Annotated in this window: 18 protein-coding genes and 1 pseudogene; 3 read left to right on the plus strand and 16 right to left on the minus strand. The window is 45.0% G+C overall.

Features of this window, described 5'->3' with window-relative positions; translation table 11 throughout:
* Positions 1 to 132: 132 nt before the first annotated feature.
* The 3 genes and pseudogenes from BAMF_RS33180 to BAMF_RS42140 form a co-directional block, all read right to left on the minus strand.
* Positions 133 to 417, minus strand: a complete 285-nt coding sequence (locus tag BAMF_RS33180) for a DUF2651 family protein (RefSeq protein ID WP_013352987.1) — start codon at positions 415 to 417, stop codon at positions 133 to 135.
* Positions 418 to 657: 240 nt separating this feature from the next.
* A complete protein-coding gene (locus BAMF_RS33185) occupies positions 658 to 1,461 on the minus strand; it encodes an HAD-IIB family hydrolase (RefSeq protein WP_013352988.1) in 804 nt (267 codons plus the stop codon).
* Positions 1,462 to 1,494: 33 nt separating this feature from the next.
* A pseudogene (locus BAMF_RS42140) lies at positions 1,495 to 2,306 on the minus strand (Cof-type HAD-IIB family hydrolase).
* A gap of 236 nt (positions 2,307 to 2,542) precedes the next feature.
* Here BAMF_RS42140 and BAMF_RS33195 point away from each other — a divergent pair.
* On the plus strand, positions 2,543 to 3,268 hold the full coding sequence (locus tag BAMF_RS33195; protein ID WP_013352991.1) for a MurR/RpiR family transcriptional regulator: 726 nt from the start codon (positions 2,543 to 2,545) through the stop codon (positions 3,266 to 3,268).
* A gap of 85 nt (positions 3,269 to 3,353) precedes the next feature.
* Here the strand turns inward: BAMF_RS33195 and manA are convergent, their stop codons facing one another.
* The 6 genes from manA to BAMF_RS33225 all read right to left on the minus strand — a co-directional run bounded on the left by manA (position 3,354) and on the right by BAMF_RS33225 (position 11,007).
* Complete coding sequence (manA, locus tag BAMF_RS33200; protein WP_013352992.1) at positions 3,354 to 4,301, minus strand: mannose-6-phosphate isomerase, class I; 948 nt, start codon at positions 4,299 to 4,301, stop codon at positions 3,354 to 3,356.
* 14 nt (positions 4,302 to 4,315) lie between these two features.
* On the minus strand, positions 4,316 to 6,274 hold the full coding sequence (locus BAMF_RS33205; protein ID WP_013352993.1) for a fructose-specific PTS transporter subunit EIIC: 1,959 nt from the start codon (positions 6,272 to 6,274) through the stop codon (positions 4,316 to 4,318).
* Between the two features lie 152 nt (positions 6,275 to 6,426).
* Positions 6,427 to 8,379: a BglG family transcription antiterminator gene (locus BAMF_RS33210; RefSeq protein ID WP_013352994.1), complete on the minus strand. Its 1,953-nt coding sequence runs from the start codon at positions 8,377 to 8,379 to the stop codon at positions 6,427 to 6,429.
* Positions 8,380 to 8,608: 229 nt separating this feature from the next.
* Complete coding sequence (locus BAMF_RS33215) at positions 8,609 to 9,526, minus strand: MBL fold metallo-hydrolase (RefSeq protein ID WP_013352995.1); 918 nt, start codon at positions 9,524 to 9,526, stop codon at positions 8,609 to 8,611.
* A 46-nt stretch (positions 9,527 to 9,572) separates the two neighbouring features.
* Positions 9,573 to 10,055, minus strand: a complete 483-nt coding sequence (gene ybaK, locus BAMF_RS33220; protein ID WP_013352996.1) for a Cys-tRNA(Pro) deacylase — start codon at positions 10,053 to 10,055, stop codon at positions 9,573 to 9,575.
* Positions 10,056 to 10,122: 67 nt separating this feature from the next.
* A complete protein-coding gene (locus tag BAMF_RS33225) occupies positions 10,123 to 11,007 on the minus strand; it encodes a LysR family transcriptional regulator (RefSeq protein ID WP_003152795.1) in 885 nt (294 codons plus the stop codon).
* 124 nt (positions 11,008 to 11,131) lie between these two features.
* Between BAMF_RS33225 and BAMF_RS33230 the strand changes: the two genes are divergently transcribed.
* Positions 11,132 to 12,340, plus strand: a complete 1,209-nt coding sequence (locus BAMF_RS33230; protein ID WP_013352997.1) for an MFS transporter — start codon at positions 11,132 to 11,134, stop codon at positions 12,338 to 12,340.
* 149 nt (positions 12,341 to 12,489) lie between these two features.
* Here BAMF_RS33230 and BAMF_RS33235 read toward each other — a convergent pair whose 3' ends face one another.
* The 7 genes from BAMF_RS33235 to BAMF_RS33260 all read right to left on the minus strand — a co-directional run bounded on the left by BAMF_RS33235 (position 12,490) and on the right by BAMF_RS33260 (position 19,459).
* Entirely contained in the window at positions 12,490 to 15,651 is a 3,162-nt protein-coding gene (locus BAMF_RS33235) for a bifunctional cytochrome P450/NADPH--P450 reductase (protein ID WP_013352998.1), read from the minus strand.
* A 27-nt stretch (positions 15,652 to 15,678) separates the two neighbouring features.
* Positions 15,679 to 16,245 carry a TetR/AcrR family transcriptional regulator gene (locus BAMF_RS33240; RefSeq protein ID WP_003152789.1) on the minus strand — a complete coding sequence of 189 codons (567 nt, stop codon included), beginning with the start codon at positions 16,243 to 16,245 and terminating at the stop codon, positions 15,679 to 15,681.
* Between the two features lie 209 nt (positions 16,246 to 16,454).
* Positions 16,455 to 16,994: a class I SAM-dependent methyltransferase gene (locus BAMF_RS33245; RefSeq protein WP_013352999.1), complete on the minus strand. Its 540-nt coding sequence runs from the start codon at positions 16,992 to 16,994 to the stop codon at positions 16,455 to 16,457.
* 172 nt (positions 16,995 to 17,166) lie between these two features.
* On the minus strand, positions 17,167 to 17,322 hold the full coding sequence (locus tag BAMF_RS41560) for a hypothetical protein (RefSeq protein WP_007408227.1): 156 nt from the start codon (positions 17,320 to 17,322) through the stop codon (positions 17,167 to 17,169).
* 173 nt (positions 17,323 to 17,495) lie between these two features.
* Positions 17,496 to 17,636, minus strand: a complete 141-nt coding sequence (locus BAMF_RS40895; RefSeq protein WP_003152787.1) for a YrzI family small protein — start codon at positions 17,634 to 17,636, stop codon at positions 17,496 to 17,498.
* A 389-nt stretch (positions 17,637 to 18,025) separates the two neighbouring features.
* On the minus strand, positions 18,026 to 18,826 hold the full coding sequence (locus tag BAMF_RS33255; protein ID WP_013353001.1) for a formate/nitrite transporter family protein: 801 nt from the start codon (positions 18,824 to 18,826) through the stop codon (positions 18,026 to 18,028).
* Positions 18,827 to 19,090: 264 nt separating this feature from the next.
* The gene (locus BAMF_RS33260; RefSeq protein WP_003152783.1) at positions 19,091 to 19,459 is read right to left on the minus strand and encodes a Na-translocating system protein MpsC family protein; all 369 of its coding nucleotides are present in this window, start codon (positions 19,457 to 19,459) and stop codon (positions 19,091 to 19,093) included.
* 306 nt (positions 19,460 to 19,765) lie between these two features.
* Here BAMF_RS33260 and fdhF point away from each other — a divergent pair, with 306 nt between their 5' ends.
* Entirely contained in the window at positions 19,766 to 22,708 is a 2,943-nt protein-coding gene (gene fdhF, locus BAMF_RS33265; protein WP_088030690.1) for a formate dehydrogenase subunit alpha, read from the plus strand.
* The last annotated feature ends 11 nt before the right edge of the window (positions 22,709 to 22,719 follow it).

Raw genomic sequence — 22,719 nt, forward strand, 5'->3', positions numbered from 1 at the left:
TAGTTAAAAAAGAACAAAACGATAGACAGACATGACAATAACAGACAAAATATAAGAACATAACAGATCACTCTATACTTCCTTTTCTTCAATCGGCAAAAAAGGATCGCTGCTCAAACAGGATTCTTCAGTCTAATATTTTCGCTTTGCAAAAGTCCATATCGTCTTAGTGATTGAACCGGAGATAAAACAGCTCCCCGTCATCATAGCCACCCAAATGAAAAATGTCGGCTCGGCACCTATTACAATAAACATAAATATCAAGGACAAAATGAATACAATAACAACCGTCATCCATACTTTTTTGAAGATGAAATATCCTAAAATCCCTAACAGAAAAGAAGCTGCCGGAAGAAAAATGAGAATGATATACGCGGGACTCAACAGCGGGCTAATACAAACACCTCCCAATTTCAAAACGAGGAAGTTCCTACTTTTTGTCTGATATCAAATGATATGAAGTGATTTTTTTCATCTTGATATTACGCCGTTTCATTCATTTTATACATATTATACCAATACAATCGAGTCAAATATAGATATTTATTCATTTTTAACATATTTCCGGAAAATGAGGAGTGAATTAAAGTCTGAGAATAGCCCGCTTTTTCTTTCCCTAGTAAGTCCTGCCGCATTGATTTTAGCCCATCTGCTTTCTCATTGTTTTTGCAGCGCTAATATTCTCATAATCGTGTGCATGACGCTGCTTTCCTCATTTGATTTGATGACAAAGTGCGCCGCATCTTTTATTTCGTCAATGGCGTTCTTAACCGCAAAGCTGTAGGATGCCGCTTCCATCAATTCTTTGTCATTGCGGCCGTCTCCGAATGCCATTGTTTCATCAGCCGAAACCCCTAATAATCGCTGCAGTTCTTGTACTGTTGATCCTTTATGTATTCCGATATTTGATATATCCATCCAGGTATCTTCTGATGCTACGATATATAATTGGTGAAAAAATTCATGCAGCTTTTCTCTCGTTTCCGGACAGTTGGCGTCGGGGTCATGAACCGTAATCTTGATAAAATCGTCTTTTATCTCAGTAAAATCAGTTATTTTCGTTACATGTGCATAAGAGGCATTTACATATTTCATTTCACTTTCAGACAGATTTTCTTTTACGATCGCGCCTTTTTTTGTGCACGCGATAATGGTGTGCCCGCAGCTGATTTTTTCTAAAGCGCCTATAATTGACAGTCCGGCTTTATTGCTGATCAAAGATTCATATACGAACTTGCCGTTCTTTTTTATACGTGCGGCACTGTCTCCTAAAATCCAAAAATCTTTCGCGTCTTCTCCGAATAAGGCTTCCACCCTTTCACACTGCTTCCCGGTGCAGATGGCGAAAGCGACATGCTGTTCCTCCATTACTCTTTTTGTCTTTTCAAATAACGTTCTGTCAAAATCGCCTTGATTATTTAAAAATGTGCCGTCTAAATCCGTAATCACTAATTTAATCATCGTTCAGCACCTCCGCAGTTAAAATGTCTTTTTTCAGACAAAGGGTTTTTCACATTTGAGGATTGAATCAATCGCATTTAAGACCCCTTCCTCATTGTTTGATTGCGTGATATGCGCCGCGGCCTGTTTAATGCTTTCCTGCGCATTATCCATGGCGACTCCGTATTTCACGGCCGACACCATCTCCAAATCATTGCCGCTGTCTCCGAAGGCCGCGCATTCTTCATCATTTATCCCCCATTGTTTCTGGAGAAGCTTAATCCCGCTTGCTTTATGAAGCCCCGGTATGATCAGATCTATGTCACCGTGCCCGCTTGATACAGGCGTGACGAAAGACCCGATTGCGTTTTTTAAATGGCTCAGAAGTGCGGAACAATGTTCGGCGGGAAAGCTGATGGAAAATTTAAAAATGTCATCATCGATGTTTTCAAAATGCGGCACCCTTTTTAACACATAATAATACTTACTGGCATGCAGATATTCATCTTCACTGGCATTTTCATGAATATACGCGCTTTTTTTCCGCAGACAATGACGTTTTTCACCTCATACTGCTCTAAAGCACGGATTACTGCTTTTATAGTGTCTTCAGACATGCTACCTGCGAATACTTCTTCTCCGGCATTCACGACGAAAGCGCCATTCTCGGCAACGAAAGCGATTTCACTTTTGATTTCCGGAAAGAAAGATGTAAGCTGCGCATATTGGTTTCCGCTTGCTACGGCAAATTTAATTCCCCGCGCTTTTAATTCACGATACTGATTCATAAAACGCTCTTCGTTATATGCCATTTCATCATTCAAAAACGTTCCGTCCATATCAACCGCTATCAGTTTGATACTCATATTGTCCTCCTTTTTTCGGCCGCTCTTGTCAGCGACCCTTGAAGAGATCATGCATAAAGCGTATGAACGAATTATATCCGCAGTTGTTTTGCACCGTAAATCATTGGCTGACGTCTTGTTTTGAATGACACAAAAAGTGATTTGTCACATAAATATAACACTATGTTTCTTTTAAAAATGATATGTTACGATGAGATGTACATTCACCATTCTCATAAAAAGGAGAATCCCCCTGCATGTTCACACACGAAATGATTGCTTCATTTAATGAGCTTGAAACTTCTTTATACAACTACATCTCCCAAAACAGCGAGAAAGTCGTCTATATGCGCATCCGTGAATTGGCAAATGAAACCCATGTATCTACGGCTTCTATTTTACGTTTCTGCAAAAAAATAAACTGTGAAGGGTTTTCAGAGTTTAAGGTGAAGCTGAAAATGTATGCGGAGGCAAATAAAAAAACGATTTTAAAGAGTCCCCATCATTCCGTTGCCGAGTTTTTTGAAAGAACAGTAAGCGGAGGCATGGAAGAAAAGCTGAAGGAAGCAGCTGCCCTTGCGGCCGATGCAGAAAGCGTCATTTTTATCGGAGTGGGAAGTTCAGGAATTCTCTCCGAATACGGAGCCAGATATTTTTCGTGCTTAGGGAAACTTTCAATGTATATTAAAGATCCTTACTTTCCGGCCCATTCCCATTTCCGCCATAACAGCATCACGATCGCATTATCGGTTTCAGGTGAAGGAGATTCTACGGTGACTCATCTGAATCAGCTGAAACAAGAAGGAAGCCGGGTCATCAGTATTACAAATCATAAACATTCAACCATTGCCAAAATGTCCGATGTGAATATTTCATATTACGTGACGGAAGAATGGGTTGAAAATGCGAATATCACCACCCAAATCCCCGCGATGTACATACTTGAATCGATGGCTCGGGAGATATACAAATTGAGAGAATAAATTCAGGAACGAACCACGGAAATTTCGGCCTTTTTGTAAAAGTAACGAGAAACCCTTCTCTGATGCCAGAGAAGGGTTTTGAAGATCACAGATGAGACACAATACAATTTGCATGGCCCGCCAGTTTATATTCTCCCAAACCGGAAGGCAGGAGAATATGATCTCCTTTTCTAAAGGAATGTTCATGCCCGCCTGCAATCATTATTCCGTCTCCTTCGATCACGCTGACAAGAAGGAAGGGATGATTCTGGAATAAATTCACTTCACCTTTTACATCCCACTTTTCGACTGAAAAATAAGGACATTCTATTAAAACAGCTGCCAGCAGATCATCTGTTTGTTTATATTGAACGGTCGGCCGTTCACGGACAGATGGAACGTCTGTCACTTCTATACTTTTTTCCAAATGGAGCTCGCGCAGCCTGCCGTCCGCATCTTTTCTTCCGTAATCATACAATCTGTAAGTCGTATCTGAATTTTGCTGCGTCTCTAAAATAAGTGTGCCCTTTCCAATCGCGTGAACGGTGCCGCTTGGGACAAAGAAGAAATCTCCCGGCTTTACCTTAACTCTGTTCAGAAGTCCGTCCCATTCTCCGCGCTCAATCATGGATATCAGTTCTTCTTTTGTTGTTGCGTTGTGGCCGAAAATGATCTCCGCATCTTTTTCACAATCAATGATATACCAGCATTCGGTTTTTCCAAGTTCCCCGTTTTCATGCATTTTGGCAAAGTCATCATTCGGATGCACCTGAACGGACAGATCTTGGTCCGCATCCAAAATTTTTGTAAGAAGAGGAAAACGGTCTCCTTCAAGGTTTCCGAATAAATCTCTGTGATGCTCCCACAATTCACCGAGCGTACATCCTTTATACATGCCGTTTCGAACTGTGCTCTGTCCATTTTGATGAGCGGCAAAGGCCCAGCACTCCCCTGTCCGCTCGGACGGAATATTATAGTGAAAATCACGCAGGGCGGCGCCTCCCCAAATTCTTTCTTTGAAAACCGGATTGAAAAATATCGGTTCAGTTGACATGATCATCCCCCGCTTTATTCGATTTCTTCCAGAAGCTCATACGCCTCTTCTTTTGTCTGAACGGAGAGCAGCCTTTCCCGATAGCTGTCATCCATCAGTTTTCGGGATAACATCTGCAATATTTTCAGATGCTGATTTCCGCCGCTTTCCTTCGGTACGGCAATCATAAAAATCAGTTTTGCATCAGAACCATCAAGGCTGTTCCAGTCAACACCCGAACGTCTTATTCCGAATGCGACACCCGGCGTTCTGACGGCATCAGACTTTCCGTGCGGAATGGCGATATTCATACCTATCGCCGTGGTTCCCTGCTGTTCACGGCTCAAAATGGCCTGCTTAAATCCGCTGTCAGACAGAAGCATACCTTTACGGGACAATTTCTCGATCATTTCATCGATAATGTCATCCCTCGTTTCGCCGGATAAATGCGGTTCAATCAAGTCCGTGCTGATAATGTCAGTCAGTTTTTTGATTTCGGTCATCCCGGCTTTTCGACTGTCAGCCTGAGATGGTTCCTTTGTTTCTTTTGCCGCTGCAGCTTCATTTGGTGCGGCAGACGGCAGCACCTCACCGGGCGCGGGGGATTTCGCCATATCTTTCTTCAGTACATTAACCAACAGAGCGGTGACAAGAGAGCCTGCTGTTACAGCGATAAAAAACATCAATACATGATCTACTGCTCCAAGTACAGCAACGATGGGGCCGCCGTGTGCCACTCTGTCCCCCACATGGCCGATCATCGCTATCACCGAGCCGGTCATAGAACCCGCCATAATACTCGGGATCACACGAAGGGGATCTTGGGCCGCAAATGGAATGGCTCCTTCCGTGATACCGAAAAGGCCCATCGTAAATGACGCTTTTCCCATTTCTCTTTCTGCGGCGGCGAATTTTCTTTTCCCTAAAAACGTCGCAATCCCAAGCCCTATCGGCGGTATACAAATGGAAACGGCAATCGGGCCCATAATTTCATAATTTCCTTCTCCGATCATTGCCGATCCGAATAGAAAGGCCACCTTGTTTACGGGTCCTCCCATATCAAAGGAGATCATCGCTCCTAAAATCAATGCCAGGAGAATTGAGCTCGAGCCTTTCATTCCCGCAAGCCAAACCGTTAATGATGCGAAAATATGAGCGACGGGGGCGCCGATCAGAAATACAAACGCCAAACCGACGATCAGTGAGGCAAACACCGGAATAATAATGATCGGCATAATCGGCTGTATTGCTTTAGGAACTTTACATTTTTTGATTCCAAGCGCCGCATATCCCGCCAAAAATCCCGCAATGATTCCTCCAAGAAATCCTGCGCCGCTCGCACTGTCGTAAAAGCTGCCGGATGCCGCAATATATCCGCCGATCATTCCGGGGACAAGACCCGGCTTATCGGCGATGCTGAACGCGATGTACCCGGCTAAAATCGGGATCATGAATGAAAAAGAAGCGCTGCCGATCTGTTCAATCGTTTTCCAAAAAGACGCATCCGGAATGACTAAGCCCTTTGGTGTTTTTTCTCCTCCAAGCGTCAATGCAACCGCTATCAATAATCCGCCGACGACAATGAAAGGAACCATAAAAGAAACGCCGTTCATTAAATGACGGTAAATCGGGTTTTGTTTTTTGCCCTGCTGACTTGCGGTTTGAGCTTTTGAAGCAGATTGATAGACCGGCACTTCACCGCTAAGCGCTTTTTGAATTAATTCTTCCGGTTTGCGGATGCCTTCCTGAACCCCGACGGCCAGCAGCTTTTTTCCCGCGAATCGGTCTTTGTTCACCGAACGGTCCGCCGCGATAATGATTGCGTCTGCTTCCCGGATTTCCTCTTCGGTCAGCCTATTTTCCACCCCGATTCCGCCCTGGGTTTCCACTTTGATCTCAACGCCTAATCTGCCGGCTGCTTTTTGTAAATTTTCAGCAGCCATATACGTATGGGCAATGCCGTTCGGACATGATGTAATCGCTAACAGTTTCATATAAATCCTCCTTTGCAGTCTGAATTTCAAGATCTTGTCTCAACTTTATACTGAAATCAGCCTGTGATAAGCGCGTTTTTTTACCATAAGTTCCGGAAATAACGGCATTTTTCCCTATAAACAGAAAAAAAGCAGGGAGCCATTCCCTGCTTTTAATAGTTTAAATACGATAAAAACGTCATCACATTTTTTTCTTCCGTCAGTTTTTGAATAAATGCCGGCTGCTCACTAAGATAGGAAAGCTCACTGAATAATTGCTTTACCTTGTTTTGATCTTCGTGTTTGACGGCAAGCATAAATACAAGCGACACCTTTTCCGTCCCCCACTCAATGGGCTCTTTTAAGGTGGCGATTGCAATGGCTGATTGTTTGATATATTTAGAGTTCGCGTGAGGGATGGCAATACCCGCCCCGATATTTGTCGCCGACATTTTTTCTCTCATTACTGCATGAATGCCATACTCTTTTTCTACATAGCCTTTTTCATACAAAGCCTGCGCCAGCTGTTCAATGACCTGATAACGGTGCTCTGTCTCTTGCTGTAAAAAAACGAGAAACGGAGTCGTATCATTCAGCATTTTAAACGTTTTTTGCTCCCGGCGGTATGATGTATCAAGCTGTTGCATAAATGCGCTGAGCTTCTTTTCATCAGCAGGCTCCAAAAGCGGTGATACGACGATATGAGGGATCGTTACATTTCCAAGCTCTATCGTAGAAATGACGAAATCTATATCTTTATGCTTTTTGATATACTCTGTCAGCTCCGCTTTTGCGATACAGTCTTTTATCGTAATGTGATGAAATTTGCGTTCAATTTTAGTCCGCAGCAATTGCGACATGCCAATGCCCATATGGCAGACGATGATCGTCCTTTTAGGGTTATGACTGCTTCGGCGCAGCCGTTCGATCGCTGCCTGAAAATGCAGCGTCAAATAGGCCGCCTCTTCTTCAGGAATATAAAGATCAAATGTTTGATTGATGTCTTCTAAAACGTCAATGATAAGATGAAACAAATAAGGGTACATTTTTTTGATATCGTGGAGCATGGGGTTTGAAACAGAGAGATCATAGCTCAGCCGCTTCAACACCGGATCGAGATGAATGTTCAATCCGTTGATCAATTCCTGGTCTTTGTGAAAATCCAGCATTTTCAGTTCTGAAACACGATTGATCAAATGCCTGACGACTTTGGAAAGCTCAGAATCTTCAAGATCAAGCTTCTTTTCTTGCTGCAATGGATAGCGGACTTTCCCGCCTATTATATGTAAAGTTAAATAGACGGCTTCTTCCTCGGGAAACCGGATGGCAAATACCGGCTCAAGCCGTTTTAAACAAGCCAGTGTCCATTCATATTCTTTCTTCTTTTTTACCGCCTCCAGCTGTCTTGCAGAGATGGCGACCGGCTGTTTCATTTTGATACGGCGGATGGTCAGCAATGTATGCAGCAGCAAACTTTCAAATGTTTCATCCGTAAAATAGATAGAATGGTTTTTTTGTAATAACTTGATTTCTTTTCTCACAAAGTCCGCTTCATGACTTAAAAACTTACTTTTTATAAATTGGCTTGTAAACTCCGCATTATCAATCAAATCTGAAATTCGCGCCAATGCTTTTCTTTTGTTTTTTTCGTCCCCTTCAATCTTTAAGCCGAGCCGCTGTTTAGAAACCAGTATGAGGTCAAATCGCTTCAGCCACTCTTCAACCGCACTAATATCCTTTTTAATGGAAGCTCTGTTTACAAAATGCTGTGCGGCAATTTCTTTTGCGGAAACGGGCTTTGAATTCATTAATAAATCATAAGCGATGTGAAGTATTCTTTCTTCATCGGTCTTGTGCCTGCATGTAAAGTGCTCATTATAAATGTGCCGGCTTAACCGTGACCTTTCCTGTTCAGATATATGTAAATAGACGCCTAATCCCGGTTTGCGGATCAGCTGAGCTTGAGCATGTTCATTCAGGAAATCTTCAATCGTTTTCAAATCATTCCTGATCGTTTTTTCAGAACAGCGGACCCTGTCTGCGAAATCTTGCACAACTAAGTAGTCATCAGGTTCAGATAACAACAGATACAAAATCTTTTTCTGTCTTGAATTCATGTATTTCATCTGTTTTTCTATCCTTCCTGTCCGTTTCTGCTGGAGCAATTATGATAGGTTAAATATACTACGCATACGAAACCGTTTTCATTGTATAGTGAAACAAAAGAGTAAAAAGTTTTGTTTTTTACCGCAGATTCCGGAAAAATCATGTTTTATACTGAGGCTGTTCACCTTTGGTTGACAACAAAACACCAACCGTTTTTAAACGATTGGTGTCGGCAGCGAAAACCTGCTGTTACAGCCAAAATGTTTCGCCAAGCGCTAATGCTTTCAGGTTTTCAGGAGGTAATGCACGCCGGTCCCACTCGCTGTGCAGTCTGCTTAATGCTTCCGGGCCTGTATCATCAGCAAGCCGGAATGCCCCGTAATGCATGGGAATGAAGCTGTCAGCCTTCAGCTCCAAAAACGCTTTCACGGCGTCTTCCGGATTGATATGTGACACTTTCATAAACCATTCGGGTTCGTATGCTCCGATCGGCATCAGGGCCGCCTTAATACGAAACCTCTCTCCGATTTCTTTAAAGCCTTCAAAATAGCCTGTATCTCCTGCAAAATAGATGGACTCGCCGTTTTCGCTTTCTATGACCCAGCCTCCCCAATGAGAGGTATCGGTATCCCAAAGCGTTCTCCGTGTCCAGTGCTGGGCCGGAACAAATGATATATTCACCCCCCGCATCTCAAAACGATCCCACCAATTCATTTCATGAACCTTTTTGCGGCCTTTTTTGATGAACAGCTTTTTCAGTCCCGCAGCCACGTAAAAATCCGGGTTTCCTCTCAGTTTTTTTATACTCGGAAAATCAAGATGGTCATAATGCCCATGTGAGATGAGCACGGCATCAATGTCAGGCAGTTCGCTCAATTCATATCCCGGCTCTGTCAGCCGTTTTTGAAAACCCATCCTCCGCGCCCATACAGGGTCGGTCATTATGTTAAGCCCCTGTATTTGGATCAGAAATGAAGAATGGCCGATCCATGTTATGGCGGTTTCCGTCCGATTGACGGCAACATCACGGACATCCCTTGTGACCGCTTTCGGAATATTCTCGCTTAAATCTTTACTTTTTTCTCTTCGTTCTTTCATCCATTTCCACATGTCCATGAATCCATGTTCATTCTTCACGCCATTCAAGTTTTCATATCTTTTTTTCATTATCATTCTCCCTTGAAACGTGTATTCCATTAGATCCACCGGACATTTATACAATGTCTGTAAATACCGCCCCGCTTGCTTCGGCTAAATCTTGAGGCGCTACTTTAAGCTGCATTCCGATTTTCCCCGCACTGACAATCATAAACCCCAGTGTTTCAGCGGATCTATCAATAAAAGTCGGAAACCTTTTTTTCATTCCGATCGGAGAGCAGCCGCCGCGTATATAGCCGGTCACTCCCAAAAGGTCCTTCATGGCAATCATTTCTATTTTCTTCTCACCTGCCGCCTTCGCAGCCTTTTTCAGATTCAGTTCTTTTGCAACGGGAACGACAAAGACGTAATAACGATCAGTTCCTGCAGATGCCACTAAGGTTTTATAAACATATTCGGCAGAGTATCCGATTTTTTGTGAAACGGAAAGACCGTCTGCGGGCTGTCCCCCTTCTGTTTTGTAACCTAATAGCTCATAGGGAATGTTTTGCTGCTCAATGATACGAACAGCATTTGTTTTCACTGTTTTTTTCGCCATGGTTATCCTCCGTTTTCTGTATTTCTTTCTGCTTTATTTTCAACTTCGATTTTAATAAAATGACCGCTCAGTTGCGTGCTTTGTAATAATCAAGTGCAAACTGTTTAAAACGCTCAGCAGCGGGAGAGAGAGCATGGTTTTTTAACTGGGCTAACGCTATGGTGCGTTCGCATTGGTAATCTGCAACCGGGAGAAAAACGACCGGAAAGTATGAATGCTCCGCGGTTTTCGGCAGCACTGCAGCCCCCAGACCCGCGGCGGTCAGCCCTAATATGGTTGACACTTCCTCTCCTTCAAATGCGAGATGCGGGTGTATATTCAAATCCCGGCACATCAGATCAAACATATACCTCAGCCCGTATCCCGGTTTAAATCCGACAAAATCCTCGTCCTGCATCTCTTTCATTTGAATGCTTTTATTTCCTGCAAGCGGGTGGTTCTCAGGAAGCACCGCATAAAGAGGCTCTTTCTCCAGCACTGTCCATTGTAAAAGCTCGCTGGGAAGCGGCGGGGAGCTGAGACAGATATCCGCATCTCCCGTTTCCACCATTTTGCGAAGCGTTTCATTTGCGCCTTGATAAAGCCGGAAGGTGACGTTTGGGTATAGCTTTTTAAATTCGGCAATCAGCTGAGGCATCAAGCGCAGCCCGAGCGTATGAAGAAAAGATACAGATATTTCGCCGTGCTCCAGGCTCATATTTTTTTTCACTTGTTCAACGCCTTCATTTAAAGCTCGTCTCGCTTGTTTTGCTTTTATTAAGAACTGCTCTCCGTGCCTTGTCAGCCGGACGGCTTTTGTCTCTCTGTAAAATAACGGCGCGCCTAATTCTTCTTCGAGCCTGATAATCGATCGGCTTAATGCCGGCTGAGAAATCATTCTTTCTTTTGCCGCATTTGTGAAATGCTGATGAGTTGCCGCCGCAATGAAGTTGTCAATTTGATGAAGCTCCATTTTCTCCTTCTCCCCTTTACTCATAACCTACACGCATTAATTCTATAGTTATTATAAATTAGACACATTGAAATGAAAAGCGTACGATACATATATAACCAACAGTGAGAAAAGAGGGACATTCATGACGTTTATTCAGCCTCATACAAAGGCTTACAGAAAGGCCAGCTTGGCTCTGTTTATCAGCGGCTTTGTGACATTTGCCACGCTTTACACGACACAGCCGCTTATGCCTTTGTTTTCGGAAGAGTTTCATATTTCCGCTGCGGCTGCCAGCTTAACTTTATCCATCTCAACAGCCGTTTTGGCATTTTCATTATTGGCCGCCGCTTCGTTGTCTGACGGATTCGGCAGAAAAAAATTAATGGTGCTGTCGTTAACAGCTACTTCTGTTTTAGGTCTATTAACAGCGTTCAGTCCGGCTTTTCCGGCGCTTTTGGCGATGAGGGGGCTGCTCGGTATTTTTCTGGCAGGCATTCCTGCTGTCGCTATGACATATGTAGGCGAGGAGTTTGATCCGAAGGGCCTCGGGAAAATGATGGGCCTGTATATCAGCGGCACAAGCATCGGGGGAATGAGCGGCAGGCTGTTAACGGGGCTTCTGACTGATGTATTCGGCTGGCGGCCGGCGCTTGCCATTATCGGCATTCTTTCTATTGTATTAAGCTATTTGTTTTGGCGTTTTCTTCCGGCTCCGCGCCATTCATCTCAGCGGCATGCGGGCGTAAAAGCGGCATGTAAGGAATACGGAGCGGTTCTACACCGCAAACGTCTGCTTTTGTTAATATCTCTGGGATTTATATTAATGGGGAGTTTTGTGACATTGTATAATTATATCGGCTTTCATTTAATGGCGGCTCCTTATCATTTGTCACAGACTGTGATCGGTTTTATTTTTATTGTCTATCTCGCGGGAACGTTCAGCTCTGTCTATATGGGAAAAAAAGCGGACCTTTTCGGAAGTGCAAAAATGATTAAGATTGCGATTTTTGTTATGCTGGCCGGTGCAGCGGTGACACTTTTGCCCCAGCTTGCCCTTAAAATCGCGGGGATTGCCGTCTTTACCTTCGGCTTTTTCGGCGCACATTCGATCGCAAGCGCCTGGGTCGGCCGCGCAGCCGGTGATCAGCGCGCGCAAGCCTCTTCATTATATCTGCTTGCATACTATATCGGGTCAAGCGTGGCCGGGTCTTGCGGCGGTTTCTTTTGGACGCATTTTCATTGGATCGGTATCATTTCATTTATTTCGGTTTTGCTATTGCTGTCTTATCCGGTTTTATTTCTGGCGGAATTCAGAAAAAAGGGACATAGCCGCCTGCATGTAAATCAATAAAAACATTAAAGATTTGTGTCTTTTGTCCGATACTAAAGATAAGGCCGGCACGATACTCCCTATAACTATTCCTTTTGATTCAGTAGATTTCAAATATCGTGCCGGCTTTCTTCAATTAAAACACAATCTTCAATTGCCTTACGCTTCTGTTACACACCTGCCCAAACATCTTTCGCATATCTTCCTTCCGCCTGCAGCTGTTCAAGCCAATTCAAGGAAACTTTTGAATCAGTGTTATGCACCTTTTCATACGCCTGAAGCAGTACATTTTCGACAGCCGGAGCCATTTTGCTTCCGTCTCCGCATATATAGAGATGGCCGCCTTGGTCAAGAAGCGCAATAATCTGTGCAGCCTCGCGAAGCAGGACATCCTGTACGTAAACTTTACAGTCCTGATCTAATCTGGAATACGCCCGATGCACGGTGACAAGGCCGTTTTTCTCCGCATGGTCGAATTCATCTTTGTACAGATCGTCTTCTTCAGGATGTCTGCAGCCGAAGTATAAATGAGCTTCGCCCAGGCTGTTACCGGACATTTTTTCTGCTGCCCGCGCCTGGATAAATCCCCTGAACGGTGCAATTCCGGTGCCTGCTCCGATCATAATGAGAGGCGTTTTCGTATTTTCAGGCAATGCGAAACCCGACTGCGGCGAGCGGATGAAACAGACGGCAGAATCGCCATTTTGTAATCCGGCTAAATAGTTCGAAGCCACGCCCCTGTATTCTCCCCGGCCGCTCCACGCCGGAGCCGTCACAACGCCGACCGTGATACTGAGCTCCCTTTTGTTTGCCTTCGGTGAGCTTGAGATTGAATAATAGCGCGCCTTTAAGGACGGCAGAAGTTCTAAAAAGCGCTCAAACGGCAGTTCACAAGCCGGATAATCTTCCAGCAGGTCCAGCATGGTCATTCGTTTTTTCAGCACGTTTTCTTTATATGCCGCATAGTCAGAATAAAGATGCTCCAATTCTTTTTGGTGCGGCGGGCACACGGTATGGGCGGCAAGTTCGCGAAGCTGGGCTCTCGTTGCCGGTTCCTGCAGCTCTACATAGGACGCCAAAAGCTCCGGCGCATTAACCGGCCGGTCCATCGGCAGATGAGGCAGCTGCCGGCCCTTGATCTTAAAGTGCTGGTTCGGATCAAGACCGAATCGGCGAATGACACGGCTGATCAGTTCCCCGCTGTTTTGCGGAAGCACCCCGAGATGATCTCCTTCCTGATACGTTTCTGTTTCGGGGAGACGCAGCTCAATATGCCGGACTGAGCGCTTGCTGCTTTCGGTATGAAGCTCTTTGTTTGTGGTGACTTCCGCCTCAAATGCTTTGTACGTTTTGGCAATCGGCGTCTCGGCTGCTTCACTTACGTATTCGATTGATAACTGTGATTTGTTTGTCTGTTTTGGAGCGGCCTCTATATGAAAAGCCTTCATGATGTCCTTCCAGAATGAGTCTTCCCAGGCTTCCTGACTGTACTCAAAATCATCGGCATTGTCGCCCTCTCCGATAGAGGTCAGCCGTTTTGCCCCTTTTTCTTCAAGCACTTTGTCTATCAGGCGGGGGATCCTCTGGTAAGTGGCGGCCCAATTGCGGTCTCCGCAGCCGAAGACGGCGTAAGAAACACCCTTTAATTCCTGATCTTCAAGGGTTTCCATCCATTTCACAAAACCCGCCGCATTATCAGGCGGCGCCCCGTTATAAGAAGCCGTCACAATAACGACCGCGCCTTTTACAGGCAGTTTCCCGGCATAATCATCGAGCGGGCCGGTTTCACTTGAAAATCCTTTGCTTCTGCCGATATCAGCCAGCTCTTCCGCGATTCCTTCCGCAGTTCCCAAATTTGATCCGTAAAGAATGAGAAGCGGCGTTCCGTGGGACGGGATTTCTTTCGTTTCTTCTTTGTGACCGCCGCCTTCAGCTTTATGGACTTGTGCGGACTGCTGATTAGACACATCCTTGTTTTTCACACGGATTTTAAAATCACCGGGCTTAATGGTTAAAGCTTCTTTAATCGTAAGCTCATAATCAGTATGATCAATCAGTTCAAAGTGTTTAAGGACAAGGCCGAGCACCATTGTCGCTTCCTGCAGGGCAAACTGCATCCCGATGCATGCGCGCTGTCCGTTTCCGAACGGCTTATACGCATCAGCCGGAATTGCCGCGGGATCGCTGAACCTTTCCGGACGGAATAGCTCGGCATCTTCTCCCCACGCGCTTTTATCCCGGTGAAGCTGCGGAGTCAGAATCGTCACCGGCTGTCCCTTCGCAATCGGATATTTCCCGCCGAGAACCGTATCTTCTTTCGCGTACAGGGAAAATGCCGGGGCAGTCGGATACAGCCGTAAAGTCTCGTTCAGCACCATGCGGATATATGTCAGCTGCTGAATCTGCTTATATTCAGGTGTCTCTCCCGTCAGCACCCGCTCGGCTTCCTGAATGGCTTTTTTCAATTTATCTTTATTTTTCAGCAGGCAGTAAATCGCGAATGAAAGCAGCCCGCTTGTGGTTTCATGCCCCGCGATCAAAAAGGTAATGATTTGATAGCGGATATTTTCATCATCCAGCCTTTCACCCGTTACAGGATCTTTCGCTTCAAGCATCAATGCTAAAAGGTCAGACAGATTCTCATCCGGATTTTCCCTCCGCTCAGCAATAATCCGGTCTACGAGTTCATTCATCACTTCAATATCCTGCTGGAACTGATGTCTCGTTTTGATCATCAGCTTGTCCTGCAGGCTGTGTCTCTGTGATTGGCGCATTGCCTCCTGCAGCGCACGAAGCATACTTGTGATAAAAGGATGCTGTGTGTCGCGGTAAAAGCTGTTAAAGCGGTAATGAAATCCGCACAGGCCGATTGTATCCAGCGTCAGGCGCGTCATATCTTCAGCGACGTCAATTTCTTCATTCGGATTTAACCTGCTCCACTTCTGCACGAGCTGCATGGCAATATCAAGCATCATTGAATGATAGCCTTTCATCGCCTTCTGGCTGAAGCTCGGCAATAAAATCCGATGCGCTTTCTGCCAATTCTTTTCGTGAGTCCAGCTCGTAAATAGTCCGTCACCGCCAAACTCACGGACTTTCAGCAAGGCTTTGCTGAGGTTTTTATCAAATCGCTTTTCATCACAGACTTCTGCCGCGAGCTCGCGGCCTGAGACGAAGACCCCGACAGAGCTCGGAAATTCAAAACGAAAGATCGGGCCGTATTCTTCGGCAATTTTCCAGAGCGATTGTGACAGTTTTTCTTTTTCCAAGTGAGGGAGATTTTTCAGAGGTCCGTATGTTTTCGGCTGCGGTATAGCGCTTAGCTGTTTCATATCGATCTTCCTTCCTTCGGCGAATAGTTAATGAGTTCTGATGGCATCCCAAGAACATTGTTCCAATTCTTTCAGAAACGGTTTTGTTATTTCGACGCTTCCCGTCCGAATAAGCTGATAGAGTTTGAGATATGCCCCGAGCAGCAGCGCCATCAGCACATTGGACGGCAGATTGCGGAGCACACCTTCAGACTTGCCGCGCTGAAAAAAGACGTCAAGCATCTGTGTTATTTCATCAAGAAGCTTACGGCTCGTTTCATTCAGAAAGTAGGCGTCCTTATTCGTTTCAAGAAAAAACAATGCATACTCACTTTCCTTCGTAAAATCAATCAGACAATAAAACAGGTGATGAAACCCTTCTCTTACAGAGATACCCTGAAAGTCCGTTTTGACTTTTTTCATAAAACGCTGCGCACTTTCCTGATACAGTACGTTCACAAGTGTCTCTTTACTGTCAAAGTAACGGTAGATTGTGCCGGTTCCGACATCGGCCTGAGCGGCAATCATCGGAATCGTCGTGGCGTCAAATCCTCTATCTGTAAACAAAGTAAGCGACGCTTTCATAATGAGTTCAACCTTGTTTGAAGCTGTCATTTCATCCCCCTTTCTAAATGCGGAATGAATGTTCATTCCGTTTGTTCAAAATATTTAAAATGTACGGTCATCTGATTACCATTGTATAAGAAAAAAACTTTTTTTAATATAAAATAGATGTGAAATAACCAAAAATAAGGAAATATGCCCAATTTCACAAAAAGAGCTGCAGTGACTTAAGCAGCTCTTTTTATTTCCTAAGAAATATTCTATTTAATGGCAGTAATAAAATGGAATGAATCTCTGCTGACAACTGAAATGTCTCTGAAATGCTGATCATAGAGCACCTGAATCACATCCTTCTCACTCATCCGCGAAGGTTTCAAAACCATATAGAAACATCCGTCAATTTGAAGAACGCGGTACACTTCTTTACATGCTGTCCTGTAATCGCTGACTGTTTCAGCAGTATGTAATGAGAAAACTTTATGAAAGCTGCGATCGCGGAACGGTAAGCTTTCAGGCCTCCCCTGCTGAATGTTTCCGAGCCCGGCTTTTATAACCGAACGGTTTGCGCGCTGTGTTTTCCGTATTTTACGTTTCGATGTTTCTATGCTTTTAAGACTGCCCTTTTCAAGCTGTCCGATGATTTGTTTAAACATTGAGCCGTTTCCGGTCCCGATTTCCAAAATGCGGTCGTATTCCTGTATGTCCATCAAGATTTGCTGAATGACTGACTCTGCCGGTTCTGATGCAGCAAAGTATTTCGCGCGCATTCGTTTTAATGCTGAAGATGTATGTTGCAACATTGTATAACACCCGCTTTTCCATTCCTGTGATTTATTATTCAGAAATAATATTACCTCGTATTAGTATGAGGTACTAACTAGACGCACTTCTCTTCATGAACGTTTCGATTTATTTGAAATTTATATTTGTTTTCATAAAAAAAAGACGGAAAACGTAGGTTTTCCGCCTGCTCTAGTACCAATAATACGGTGCTATATATCTTGTCTGCCGGGAAAGCGCCGCCATTCTCTGCCGGCGATACGGGTTGCCGTAGCCGTGTTTAAATGAATGGGGCATTGACGCATACCCGTGTCCGATGGATGGAATTCTGTTCTGACCGCCTTGCATGCTATCACCCGCTTACCAATTTTTCTTTCTTTACCATGGTATGCAGGCCGTCTGCGACGTGACAGCAACATCCTCGCTAAACCTGGTCCTTCTCCATTGTGTAATGATTCAGCAGTTCAATTCTGAACATGATGATCTCCTCCTTCTCCTCCGTTTTGGCCCTTCGTGTCCGTTCAGTTCATATAAAAGTGTTTCAACTGGCGTTCTTTCGCTTCATTATAAAACTCTTCGACCTGCTGTTCTCGTTCATACTCTTCCGCACTTTTAAAACGCTTTGAAATGGTCAGTGTTAAAAAGAAAAGATTAATGGTCATTATCGCTCACCCCCTTTCAATATCCGCACAAGCGAAAATAACCCGCAGCAAACTTCATATGCGCTGCGGGCAGACTAAATCCGCAGACAAAAGAAGACGGAGCTTCTTTCCCTGCGGGGAGCTGCGAATGTCCTGATACTCCGAAATTAACGTGCTTGACGGGCAGAGGTTAAGGAAGGACACGAACTCTTCCACAGGCTGAATCGGTTCAATTGTAAATTTTGATTGCCGTTTAACGTCGTCATGTGATTCAACCTCCCTTTGCTTTTTTCTTACTTTGTAAGTATATCCATCAGCTTCCATTTTGTAAACATTTTTTTCAAGATTTGGACGGAAAATGTGCTGGCATTCCGCTTCAATTGTCCGTGTTTTCCGGCATCTTTCTTACCTCAGGAAACTCTTTTCATCCCTTGCTTTTTCTGATCTTTTTTTGAATATGCAATAAAATAAATAAGGCCGACAAACACTGCCCCGCCGATTACATTCCCGATAAAGGCCGGAATGAGATTGCCAATCAGATCACCCCACGAAAAAGAGCCTGCAAAAATCGCAGCCGGGATGATAAACATATTGGCTACAACGTGCTGAAAACCAATTGCGACAAACGCCATAATCGGAAACCATATACCCGCGATTTTTCCGGCTCCGTCTTCTGCGCCGAAAGAAAGCCAGACGGCCAAACAGACAAGCCAGTTACAGCCGATCGCCGAAACAATGACTTTTCCAAACGGCATATCCAATTTGCCTTGTGCGACCGCAATCGTTTTTTCCAAGTAAGGTCCTGTTTCGGTTAATCCGACAACATGTCCGAAAAAGTAAGCGACAAACAGTGCGCCGACAAGATTCATCAACGTCACGATCACCCAATTTTTCACTAATGCACCGGCGGATATTCTTCTGGAAAACAGCGCCATGGATACCGACATCATATTTCCCGTAATCAGCTCCGCGCCGGCAAGAACGACGAGCACCAATCCGATGGGAAACACGGACGCCCCGATTAAACTCGACAGGCTTCCCCATTCTTTCGGAAGGTCGCCGATGACACGGATATCAAGCAAATAACCGAGTGCGATAAACGCTCCTCCCAAAAATCCTAATACAATCAGTGCTGAAAGCGGTGACTGCACCTTTTTTACCCCTGATTCGACCGCAAGCTCCGCTATTTCGTCCGGTTTACGAAAAGCCATAATAACCCCTCCATTTATCATTTCAGCCCGCAGTTTCCAAAGACGCCTAACAAAAAAGGCAGCATTCAAACAGCCCGTCTAAAACGGGTTTGAATGCTGCCTAACTTGTATGCATACCCATACAACAATATCAAGCAGAATGAAAATATTAGCTATAGAAAATGTACAGATCATGCACACATTCCATAAAAAAATCGTCCTTAAGCCACTGCTGGCAGTTCATATCATATCAAATGTGACAATTTCGTGTCAATTGAATTTTTTTCAGCTTTTGATTTCTTCACGGCGCTCTTCAATGGTTCGGTCAAAGACAAATACAGACACCGCAATATTCTCTTCGATCTTGATGTCTGAAAACAGATGCACGAGCTTTGCTCCGATGAGCTCTTCCATTCCGTCAGGCGTTTGTTTTGAATACAGTTCCTGAATTAAGCTGGTCCGCGCTGCATGAACCATTTCTCTTCCTTCAGGCGTGCGTGCGATAAACTGCTCACTTGCGCTTAGATTGCCGTAAAGCGTTGATACCGCCATGTTATCCACAAAAACGGTGTGAATTCGTTCCGGCCCCTTTCCAAATAATTCTTTACGCAATTTCCGGATAATATCGTTAAATTCATGAATTTTTTTAGACATATTGTCCCCTCCGATTTCAGCCTATGAAAGACATTCCCGGTTCCCCTTTGTGACATTTCACCTGGTTAAAGTTTTCCTTTCGTATTGTATTATAATAAATATCACCTTATAATAAAAGCAGTGAAGATGGATTTGTAATAGGAAACGTGTTACGAGTCTATCGTTTTATACAAATAGGATTGGTCTGTTAGTAAGACTTGCTAGTGAACTATTCCGCCATGCGTATTTATACCGTTCTCCGGACAGGAGGCCGGTATCTATGTGCATGGCTTTTTTTCGAGTTTAAAAGATGGAGGGGAATTGGAAGTGACAGACGTTCAGTCTATCCGTGTCAAAATTGACGGCACGGAGTATGAAGCACCAGAGGGGTCAAAGATTTTAGATATTTTAAACCATAACGGAATTGAGATTCCGCAAATATGCCATGTACCGGAAGTAGATCCGATTCAAACATGTGACACCTGTATTGTTGAAGTAAACGGGAAATTGCAGCGCTCTTGTTCCACGGCTGCAGAAAACGGGATGTCCATCTCGCTTACGTCGGGAAGGGTAAAAGAGGCTCAGACAGAGGCCATGGACCGCCTGCTCGAGAATCACCTGCTTTACTGTACGGTATGCGATAACAACAACGGCAACTGCACACTGCATAATACAGCGGAAATGATGGGAATTGAGCATCAGAAATATCCGTATACGCCGAAAGATGATTCAAAGTGCGCGGTTGATATGTCTCACCCGTTTTACCGCTATGATCCGAACCAATGCATCGCCTGCGGTCAATGTGTGGAAGTGTGTCAAAACCTTCAGGTGAATGAGACCCTTTCAATTGATTGGGAGCGCGACCGCCCGCGGGTCATTTGGGATGAAGGCGTCGCCATTAATGAATCATCCTGCGTCAGCTGCGGCCAATGTGTCACTGTCTGCCCTTGTAACGCACTGATGGAAAAATCAATGCTCGGCCAAGCCGGATTTATGACAGGAATAAAAGAAGATGTCATGGAACCGATGATTGATTTAGTGAAAAATGTTGAACCCGACTATACAAGCATCTTCGCCGTGTCAGAAGTGGAAGCGGCTATGCGCGATAAACGGACGAAAAAAACAAAAACGGTCTGCACGTTCTGCGGCGTCGGATGCTCTTTTGAAGTATGGACAAAAGGCCGTGACATCCTTAAAATTCAGCCTGTTTCCGATGCTCCGGTTAACGCGATTTCCACTTGTGTGAAAGGGAAATTCGGCTGGGACTTCGTGAATTCGGAAGAACGGATTACAAAACCGCTTATCCGGAAAAACGGCGCATTTGTTGAATCGTCATGGGAAGAAGCTCTTGATCTTGTCGCTTCAAGACTCGGTTCGATCAAGGCCGAACACGGAAATGGTTCTGTCGGTTTTATTTCTTCTTCTAAAATTACGAATGAAGACAACTACGTTATTCAAAAATTAGCGCGTCAAGTATTTGAAACCAACAACGTGGATAACTGTTCACGCTACTGCCAGTCACCGGCAACGGACGGCTTATTCCGCACAGTCGGTATGGGCGGTGACGCCGGCACAATTAAAGATATCGCAAAAGCGGGCCTCGTGCTCATCGTCGGCGCCAATCCGGCAGAAGGACATCCGGTTCTGGCCACACGCGTGAAACGCGCCCATAAGCTTCACGGACAAAAATTAATTGTTGCCGATCTGCGCAGAAATGAAATGGCTGAACGGTCCGACCTCTTTATCAGCCCGAAACAAGGGACTGACCAAGTCTGGCTCATGGCAGTGACAAAATATATGATTGACCAAGGCTGGCACGATCAAGCGTTTATTGATGAGAATGTCAACTACTTTGAAGATTATAAAGAAACGCTGAAAAAGTATACATTAGAATATGCGGAGCGCATCACCGGACTTTCTCAGGATACGATCATCCGCATTGCCGAAATGATTCGTGATGCAGACGGCACTTGTGTTCTTTGGGGCATGGGCGTTACCCAGAATACAGGCGGCTCTGATACATCAGCGGCGATTTCCAATCTGCTGCTTGCCACAGGAAACTACCGCCGTCCGGGCGCCGGAGCCTATCCGCTGCGGGGACATAACAACGTTCAAGGCGCTTGCGATATGGGAACTCTTCCAGGCTGGCTTCCGGGGTATCAGCATATTACCGATGATGAGGCACGCGCTAAATTCGAAAAAGCTTACGGTGTTGAAATTGACGGCAAGCCGGGTCTTGATAATATCGAAATGCTCCATGCGATTGAAGAAGGAAACATGAAAGCCATGTATCTTGTCGGTGAAGATATGGCGCTCGTCGATTCAAACGCCAACCATGTTCATGACATTTTATCCAGCCTTGATTTCTTTGTTGTGCAGGATATTTTCCTTTCAAGAACGGCGCAATACGCGGATGTCATCCTGCCTGCAGTTCCATCTCTTGAAAAAGACGGAACATTTACAAACACAGAGCGGCGTGTGCAAAGATTGTATCAGGCGCTTCCGACGCTTGGTGATGCTAAACCGGACTGGTGGATTATTCAGGAAGTCGCCAATCGTTTAGGCGCTGATTGGAATTACACGCATCCAAGCGATATTTTCTCAGAAATGGCGAGCCTTTCTCCGCTGTTCGGAAAAGCAAGCTACGACGTTCTTAGCGGTTGGAACAGCTTCCTGTGGGGAAGCTTTACGGGAGAGAGCACTCCGCTTCTTTATGAAGACGGCTTTAACTTCCCGGACAAAAAAGCCCGTTTTGCGCTGAGCGATTGGGTGGAGCCTGCCGTATTCCCTGAAGAATATGACCTGCATATTAACAACGGACGGATGCTTGAACATTTCCACGAAGGAAACATGACAAACAAATCGAAGGGCATTCAGTCTAAAGTGCCGGATGTATTTGTTGAAGTATCGCCGGAGCTCGCGGCTGAACGCGGAATTTGCGACGGAACAATGATCCGGCTCGTCTCTCCTTTTGGGGCGGTTAAATTGAATGCGCTTGTGACAGACCGTGTCCGCGCAAATGAGCTTTATCTGCCGATGAACTCTACAGATAAAGATTCTGCGATTAATTTCCTGACCGGGCCTGCGTATGATTCACGGACACATACACCTGCCTATAAACAGACAAAAGTCCGCATGGAAGTGCTCGGCTCCTGTGATACACCGCCGCTTCCGAAAACGAATCCGCGGAACAAAAAACGTCATCCGCAAAACGGTGTGGAAGCTCAGCGAAAATGGAACCGTCCGGGCTATGTGCACCTAACTGATTAAGGAAAGGAGGA

It is taken from the genome of Bacillus amyloliquefaciens DSM 7 = ATCC 23350 (genome assembly GCF_000196735.1).
In the GTDB taxonomy this organism is placed as follows: domain Bacteria; phylum Bacillota; class Bacilli; order Bacillales; family Bacillaceae; genus Bacillus; species Bacillus amyloliquefaciens.

What these genes read in the sequence shown, in the direction of transcription:
- BAMF_RS33185 (WP_013352988.1), bottom strand. Translation starts at nt 1,461, where the DNA reads ATGATTAAATTAGTGATTACGGATTTAGACGGCACATTTTTAAATAAT.
- BAMF_RS33195 (WP_013352991.1), top strand. Translation starts at nt 2,543, where the DNA reads ATGTTCACACACGAAATGATTGCTTCATTTAATGAGCTTGAAACTTCT.
- manA (WP_013352992.1), bottom strand. Translation starts at nt 4,301, where the DNA reads ATGTCAACTGAACCGATATTTTTCAATCCGGTTTTCAAAGAAAGAATT.
- BAMF_RS33205 (WP_013352993.1), bottom strand. Translation starts at nt 6,274, where the DNA reads ATGAAACTGTTAGCGATTACATCATGTCCGAACGGCATTGCCCATACG.
- BAMF_RS33210 (WP_013352994.1), bottom strand. Translation starts at nt 8,379, where the DNA reads ATGAAATACATGAATTCAAGACAGAAAAAGATTTTGTATCTGTTGTTA.
- BAMF_RS33215 (WP_013352995.1), bottom strand. Translation starts at nt 9,526, where the DNA reads ATGAAAAAAAGATATGAAAACTTGAATGGCGTGAAGAATGAACATGGA.
- ybaK (WP_013352996.1), bottom strand. Translation starts at nt 10,055, where the DNA reads ATGGCGAAAAAAACAGTGAAAACAAATGCTGTTCGTATCATTGAGCAG.
- BAMF_RS33225 (WP_003152795.1), bottom strand. Translation starts at nt 11,007, where the DNA reads ATGGAGCTTCATCAAATTGACAACTTCATTGCGGCGGCAACTCATCAG.
- BAMF_RS33230 (WP_013352997.1), top strand. Translation starts at nt 11,132, where the DNA reads ATGACGTTTATTCAGCCTCATACAAAGGCTTACAGAAAGGCCAGCTTG.
- BAMF_RS33235 (WP_013352998.1), bottom strand. Translation starts at nt 15,651, where the DNA reads ATGAAACAGCTAAGCGCTATACCGCAGCCGAAAACATACGGACCTCTG.
- BAMF_RS33240 (WP_003152789.1), bottom strand. Translation starts at nt 16,245, where the DNA reads ATGACAGCTTCAAACAAGGTTGAACTCATTATGAAAGCGTCGCTTACT.
- BAMF_RS33245 (WP_013352999.1), bottom strand. Translation starts at nt 16,994, where the DNA reads ATGTTGCAACATACATCTTCAGCATTAAAACGAATGCGCGCGAAATAC.
- BAMF_RS41560 (WP_007408227.1), bottom strand. Translation starts at nt 17,322, where the DNA reads ATGCAAGGCGGTCAGAACAGAATTCCATCCATCGGACACGGGTATGCG.
- BAMF_RS40895 (WP_003152787.1), bottom strand. Translation starts at nt 17,636, where the DNA reads ATGACCATTAATCTTTTCTTTTTAACACTGACCATTTCAAAGCGTTTT.
- BAMF_RS33255 (WP_013353001.1), bottom strand. Translation starts at nt 18,826, where the DNA reads ATGGCTTTTCGTAAACCGGACGAAATAGCGGAGCTTGCGGTCGAATCA.
- BAMF_RS33260 (WP_003152783.1), bottom strand. Translation starts at nt 19,459, where the DNA reads ATGTCTAAAAAAATTCATGAATTTAACGATATTATCCGGAAATTGCGT.